This window comes from uncultured Duncaniella sp. (assembly GCF_910578445.1).
Taxonomy (GTDB): domain Bacteria; phylum Bacteroidota; class Bacteroidia; order Bacteroidales; family Muribaculaceae; genus Duncaniella.
Genome location: NZ_CAJTQC010000033.1, coordinates 22,756 through 29,983 on the forward strand (window position 1 = coordinate 22,756; position 7,228 = coordinate 29,983).

Here is a 7,228-nt window from a genome sequence, read left to right on the forward strand (position 1 = left end):
TGTCAGCAGGCCTCTCCGTCAGTTACGACTCAAACCGGCTTTCGAGCCAACAAGACATCTTAACCACCAACCCAAAACCGCGTCCGAAGGACGCAGACCTACTCATAACCGGGTACATCGAAGCTCCGCGAAGATGTGCCCGGGATCCCATCTCCCCCACCCCACGTGTCCGGCAGGACACGGACTTACCATCACTAATCACACAGACACCCACATGGCAAAAAAGGCTTCGAGACCTCCGAAACATAAAGCAACAGACGAAAACATCGACCTCAACAACCCGGAATTCATCAAAGCCTGGGAACTGATACAACACACCAGACAGTCGATTTTCCTGACCGGCAAAGCCGGAACAGGAAAATCGACTTTTCTGCGCTACATAACCTCACACACCCATAAAAAACACGTAGTCCTCGCCCCCACAGGAATAGCGGCAGTCAACGTCGGAGGCGTCACACTCCACTCATTCTTCCGCATCCCGTTCAAGCCGATTGTCCCCGACGACCCCGACTTCCTCCCCGACCGCATCAAACAGCGCATGAAATATCCCGGAAACCTCGTCAAACTCATCCGCGAAATAGAGCTCATAATAATTGACGAAATCTCAATGGTGCGGGCTGACATAATCGACTTTGTCGACCTCCTCCTTCGCACCTATTCCGGCAACCAGAGAGAACCATTCGGCGGAAAACAGTTGCTATTCGTCGGCGACATCTTCCAGCTCGAACCGGTCCTGTCAGGCGACATGCGCGACATCCTGCGGAAATTCTACCGCGACCCGTTCTTCTTCTCAGCCCGTGTATTCGAGCGCATACGTCTCGTCCCGATCGAACTGCGCAAAATCTACCGACAGAGCGAAAGCGACTTTGTGGAACTACTCGACCGCATCCGCACCGGTGCTGTCACACGCGAAGACCTCATGCACCTCAACACACGCTGCCTCACGACACCATCGCTGCTCGACCAACCGGACTCAAAACACACCATGACCCTCGCATCGCGTCGCGACATGGTCGACCATATCAACGAGACACAGCTCAAAGCAATCGAAAGGCCGCTTGTTGTCTTCACAGGAACAATAAAGGGCGATTTCCCTGAAAACTCCCTGCCAACCGACCTTGAACTATCGCTCAAAGAAGGGGCACAGGTAGTGTTCATCAAAAATTCCCCTGACAAACTATGGGTAAACGGCACAATCGGCACTGTGAAAACCCTCACAAAAGACCTCATCGAAGTCAAGCTCGAAAACGGCTCGACGCATGCCGTCGAACCTGAAAAATGGTCAAATATCCGATACATCTACGACCCTCAGACTCGTAAGATTCATGAAGAAGAACTCGGAAGCTTCACACAATATCCGATAAAACTTGCATGGGCCCTCACAATCCACAAAAGTCAGGGACTCACGTTCAACAATGTCATCATCGACATGGGGCGTGGCGCGTTCACAGGCGGACAAACATATGTAGCCCTCTCGCGCTGCCGCAGCTTCGAAGGCATGACGCTGCGCTCCACCGTCGCCGACCGCGACATCTTTGTCAATCCGGCCATAATAAATTTCAGTCGCTCGTTTAACGACCCGATAATCATCGACGAAGCCATGCGTAAGGCGCACGCCGACGAATGCTACATCAACGCCATAGCCAAAGCAGATGCGGGAGACCTTGGCGGAGCGTTCGAACTATTCGTCGAAGGAAACAAGTCGTGGTCAATACTCGAAAACGAGAGCGCCATGCGGTTTGCACGTCGAAAACTCGGAATCGTAGATTCACTCCGCCTGCGCGTGGCCGAGCTCGAGGCACGGATTGAATCCGACACCCGTCGTTTCACGGACATGGCACACGAATACACATCGCTTGGCGACGATTGCCGCCTTGACGACATGCCCCTGCCTGCAATCGCCAACTATGACAAGGCTCTGACACTGCTTCCCGACCATGTGGCAGCTCTCTACGGACGCGCACTTGCCAACATGACACTCGAGGATTACAACGCCGCCATTCGCGATTTCGACAAAGTAATCACCCTCCAGCCCGACCATTTCGACTCGCTCGTCCGCATGGGACTGGCATATCACAATCTGTCAGACCCACACAACGCCATGGACCGCTGTCTCATAGCCCTCAAGCTCACCGAGACAAACGACTACCCGCGCCCCCTCCTGTCAACCCTCCACTCACTCCTCGCTGACATCTACGATTCAATCGGCGACGCATCCTCAGCCCAACACCACCGCCAGATCGCAGCCCGACTTAAGAGATAAATCCACCTTCGACATTCGAGTTGAGTTAAGTGTATTTGTATTATGGTATAAATAGCAGCATGATAGTGCAAATATATGATGTAAATTACGAAGCCCGCAGACGAAATCGCCTGCGGGCTTCGTAATTTACATCATAATTCCTATGACGCATATACAAGACTGATGATGTTAAAAACGTCTCTCCTCTTAAATCCATAAATCGAGGCCTTGTTATAACTTCAAGTCACAATCTCTTATTTAGAGATTAATTTGGGTATGCAAAATTAATAAACTTTTCGATAACAGCCAAATAGCACCAGCATTTTTGCCTTATCAAAATATAATTTTACGGACTTATTTATATTGGTATTCAAATTTGCAATTTTAAGCCTTTATTTATTAGATATTTGTCTCAAACTTGAATCTCTAAATAAGAGAGCAACATATAAGTCTTTAACCTCACTTGTGAAAGACTTTTCGGAAGTTTGATAGTCAAGTTGATTTAAAATCTTAACTGATAGACAATTAACTATTATCAAGCTAAGTAAAAGAACACTCTTTATCTTACATATGTCCTCCCAATCGGATCAGGAAAACATTAACTGGTATGTATTGAATTTTATTAGGAGTTCCTACAGGAATCTCCCTCAGAAGACTATTGACCGGTTTAATGTGACCAACAAAACTAAGTTAGAATTATTTGCTCCAACTTATGTGGTCAAAGAGGAAAAACAGGGAGAACTGAAATTCAGGACTCTTAACCTTACATTCCACTATGTATTTGTAAGGGGGAGTTTTGATGATATAAAACAATTGTGTGGATTGTCCAACGGTTTCTCATTCCTGATCGACCATAGTAACGAAGATCGGTATGCAGTAATTGACGACAAACGTATGATGCACTTCCAGAACATCGCACGAGCATATCGGAACTGCCTGCCATATTTCTCTCTTGACGATATTGAACTTGAGGATGGCGACATTGTAGAGGTCGTTAAAGGCGATTTTCCGGGTCTGATCGGCCACTATATGCCGAATGCCAAGAGTAAAACAGGGAATATCGTCCTCAGCATATTTAATAATGTAGGAACTATAGCCTTCAACGTGAAGGTGACCGACGTAAGAGTACTGGAATTTTCCAAACGCTCCACACGTGCTAATGACCAGATAGACGCATTCGTTCCTCATCTCCTGAAAGCCCTGCGAGCTTTCTACAACAATGAGGCTTTGACAACATCTCTTGCAGCAAAACTATCGGTATTCTGCGGACGTATGGGCATCGTCAGGCTCAACAATCACAAACTCGATGCACGACTTCAAATTCTACTCTATGCGGCTAACCATATAATAGGAAATTCATCAGCCGCAAACATTGCATTAGAGAAACTTCAAGCTACCAAGGATTCAGTAACTAATGAATGGTCCAATGGTACAATTGAGCTCATCTTTGCTATCCTCAACAAAGACCGTGAGCGGCTGGCATCAAACTACTCTAAACTCAACTCCCTTGACGCCACCTCTAAGGCTCAACAGATGATACTTGCGGAATATACCTACTATCTTGCGGATAAACAATAGATTATGGAAGAGACAACAACTGCTGTTCCAACGATTGATAATAGTAAACTAATCAGCTTACTTGACACTCGGATTGTAGATTTCTCTGACATCGAAGAAGCTATAGATTTTGCGTATCTGATCTGTCAGTCAGCAAGCCAAGGCGGTATGTTCATTTCTGAGAATCAGGATCAGCAATTGCTTGAACGCGTCCGCAAAGCAGCAAAAGAATGGGTCAAAGAAATCCGTCTGCGTATTGCTTCCATGTCAGTTTCCAATGCCTTGGAAGTGATACATGTATTCGATTTTGTTCATCGTATCGCATACAGTAAACCAGCAGATTCCGCCTTCATCAACAAATACACTCTGCAAGCCTTTGAGGCACGTATCCAAGGAAATCAATCGGTGAACGAATACACCCTCTTCCGTCAGATCAATGCCGGCATCAAGCGCTGCGACCCAGCCTACATCGACCGCCCTCTCCGATGGTACTCAATCTCACTCGAACGCTGGCACAAAGAATTCAAAGGTAATAACCATTCCGCTAAATCCCCCATCTACGATACCATCCAAAAGCTCAACATTCTTCTTGAAAGCGATCTTTGGATCTACGAAACCCGAAATCAAACGGCGTTCAAAAGACAGCTTTTTAATAGATATAGCTATCTCCTCGCAGACTTTGACTCCTATGATATTCGCACTCTTAGAGTACTCCATACCTTTGTTACAACCATCCATCTCCTCAACATAGACGACAACTCCGACGACTACAGGAATGATATTATCGAGCATCTAATTAATAAACTACCATCAACATCATTTTTTAAATTAATGCTTACGATACAAATTTGAGTCTCTGAGCCCTCTACACTCTTCTCTATATGCTCACTACACCAACATTTCGTTACTTTCTAATTGAAAACGACATAAACAATTTAAGATAATAACATATTTTCAGTCTTATGTTATTTAAAATCAAGAACTTATTAAACAGAGTCACCACAGGCAACGAAAGAAGCGTAAAAGTTAAGAAAAACTTTATCGCATCACTCGGCATAAAAGGGATAAGCATAGCTGTCACATTTTTTCTTGTCCCCATAACATTGGGTTATGTTTCCGATGAACTTTATGGCATCTGGCTCATACTTTCATCCGTATTATGGATGCTGCATTATTTTGATGTCGGTTTTACTCTCGGACTCAAAAACAAACTGACCGAAGCGATTGCGGCTAATGATTTTGAAAGAGGCAAGCAGTTAGTTTCAACAACCTACATGATGCTTATGATAATTTTTATTCCATTAGGTATCATACTAGAACTCATAACCCCTTTTATCCCTTGGGCTAATTGGTTCAACGCTCCGGATCAATATAATGCAGAAATAACAAGTGCTTTACAAGTGATGTTCGCATGCGTCTGCCTACAGATGATTGTCAATACATTAGTATCAGTCTTATCAGCATATCAGCGAACAGCTATTGCATCTCTATTTCCTGTAATAGGAAATGTCGTCTCCCTGATAGTCATTGTTTTCCTCACAAAATTTACAGAACCATCACTAACCAAACTTGCATTTGCCATATCAACAATGCCGGTTGTCGTATTGATAATTGCTTCGATTTGGCTTTATATTTCCACATATAAAGAAATTTCACCGTCATTCAGATGTGTTAGATTTAATCTTGTAAAAGAAATATTTGGCCTGGGAGCAAAGTTTTTTATAATCCAGATACAGATTATTGTCGTCTCGCAGGCTGCAAACATCTTTATATCTAATTTTTCGAATCCAATAGAGGTCGCGAATTATAATGTAGCCCTTAGATACCTGAATGTTGCGATAATGGTATTCAATATTCTTCTTACCCCAATTTGGCCGGCTTTTACAGACGCATATGCAAAAAAAGATTTTGATTGGATGAAGAATATATATATGAAATTGAAAAAAATATTGTTACTTACCATCGGTGTCATAATTCTCATGGTCATTGTTTCTCCTATAGTGTATAAATTATGGGTTGGAAATAAGATGAACATACCATTTGCGATGACAGCAGCTGTATCCATCTATGTAATAACGCTTTCATGGAATACGTTTCAAACGATATTAATTAATGGATTCGGCACTATAAAATTACAGACTTACATTACACTGGCAGGTCTTATCATCTATATACCTCTCGCGCTTGTTCTTGGCAAATTCCTCGGGGCAATCGGAGTTGTACTTTCAATGGCAACTGTATACCTACTTTATGCGCCAGTATTCAGCATCCAACTAAACAAACTGATAAATAACAAGGCTACCGGAATTTGGATAAAGTAAATCAAAAAAATACGAAAGTATCAATAAGAAAACGATCTCGTTTAAATTACACCGTATTACCCTTGCCCTGAATTAAAGACCGTATTTACCCTACGAATAATGAACCAAGTTGAAAAAATAAAAAGAGATAGATTCTTGAATTTCTATTTCTTTATGATGTATTTATATACATCGATGCCCGCTCTGCAATTCAATATGACGGGTAAATCCAATCTGTTTTTTTTAATTTTAGGATATGGCCTTACTTTGATTGCTGCTATAAAATATAAAATAAATTTCTTTAATAAGAAACTAATATGGATTTTTACGATTGTAGTTTTGTGGACGTGCGCACAATTGGCTATACATGGTTCTTTCTTTATACTTTCTCCATTTATTATCCTTGAGATATTATCGGCTTTTATCATCATCAAAATATTCGGGAAATCAATATTCAGAAGGTTCGAAAACGTAACGTATATTCTAAGTATCATAGCATTGATATTCTGGGTTTGTAACATCTGCATGTTCCCACTAATGAAACTGATAGCAAACTTCTTTGGTGTTGAGGCCGATGGTGATAAGTCAACTTCACTTATTATATATACCATCAACATGACAGATAGTATACGTAACTGTGGTTTTGCTTGGGAACCAGGTCGAACAGCTTGTATGGTATGTGTAGGGTTATTATTTTATCTAATGAGGACTAAATGCAATTTTAAAACTCCTCGTTTTTGGATTATGACTGCATGTGTCGTATCGACTATGTCCACAACTGGTTTTAGTGTATACATCGTTATATTGCTATTGTGTTATATGGCATATCATCGAATAAATATTCTTCATTTGTCGGCTCTTGCTGCTATCGTATTCTGTGTGTTCAGTTTACCGTTTATGGGAGAAAAAATAAAAAGCCTGATTGGAGAAGCAGACAATAATGGAATGTCACATATAAGCAAATCACTAACTTGGGATAGTGAGAATAAATCTGAAGCAGAACGAAATTTTTATGTTCCTCAAAGATTTGAAGGCTTGATGTTCAGCACGATGAATGTCGTAAATACAAACTATTTTAGTACATGACAAAAATTGAAATCATGCTGTTAAACAGTTAAATTTTAGGTGA

The 7,228-nt window shown here is 42.2% G+C and carries 5 protein-coding genes; all 5 read left to right on the plus strand.

Features of this window, described 5'->3' with window-relative positions; genetic code table 11:
* Positions 1–214: 214 nt before the first annotated feature.
* The 5 genes from QZ311_RS11125 to QZ311_RS11145 all read left to right on the plus strand — a co-directional run bounded on the left by QZ311_RS11125 (position 215) and on the right by QZ311_RS11145 (position 7,185).
* Positions 215–2,263 carry an AAA family ATPase gene (locus tag QZ311_RS11125; RefSeq protein WP_297067905.1) on the plus strand — a complete coding sequence of 683 codons (2,049 nt, stop codon included), beginning with the start codon at positions 215–217 and terminating at the stop codon, positions 2,261–2,263.
* A gap of 693 nt (positions 2,264–2,956) precedes the next feature.
* Positions 2,957–3,820 (plus strand): hypothetical protein, encoded by an 864-nt coding sequence (locus tag QZ311_RS11130; RefSeq protein WP_297067908.1) that lies wholly within the window; start codon positions 2,957–2,959, stop codon positions 3,818–3,820.
* 3 nt (positions 3,821–3,823) lie between these two features.
* A complete protein-coding gene (locus tag QZ311_RS11135) occupies positions 3,824–4,651 on the plus strand; it encodes a hypothetical protein (protein ID WP_297067915.1) in 828 nt (275 codons plus the stop codon).
* A gap of 110 nt (positions 4,652–4,761) precedes the next feature.
* A complete protein-coding gene (locus QZ311_RS11140; protein ID WP_297067918.1) occupies positions 4,762–6,120 on the plus strand; it encodes an oligosaccharide flippase family protein in 1,359 nt (452 codons plus the stop codon).
* A gap of 516 nt (positions 6,121–6,636) precedes the next feature.
* Entirely contained in the window at positions 6,637–7,185 is a 549-nt protein-coding gene (locus QZ311_RS11145; RefSeq protein ID WP_297067920.1) for a hypothetical protein, read from the plus strand.
* The last annotated feature ends 43 nt before the right edge of the window (positions 7,186–7,228 follow it).

What these genes read in the sequence shown, in the direction of transcription:
- QZ311_RS11125 (WP_297067905.1), top strand. Translation starts at nt 215, where the DNA reads ATGGCAAAAAAGGCTTCGAGACCTCCGAAACATAAAGCAACAGACGAA.
- QZ311_RS11135 (WP_297067915.1), top strand. Translation starts at nt 3,824, where the DNA reads ATGGAAGAGACAACAACTGCTGTTCCAACGATTGATAATAGTAAACTA.
- QZ311_RS11140 (WP_297067918.1), top strand. Translation starts at nt 4,762, where the DNA reads ATGTTATTTAAAATCAAGAACTTATTAAACAGAGTCACCACAGGCAAC.
- QZ311_RS11145 (WP_297067920.1), top strand. Translation starts at nt 6,637, where the DNA reads ATGAAACTGATAGCAAACTTCTTTGGTGTTGAGGCCGATGGTGATAAG.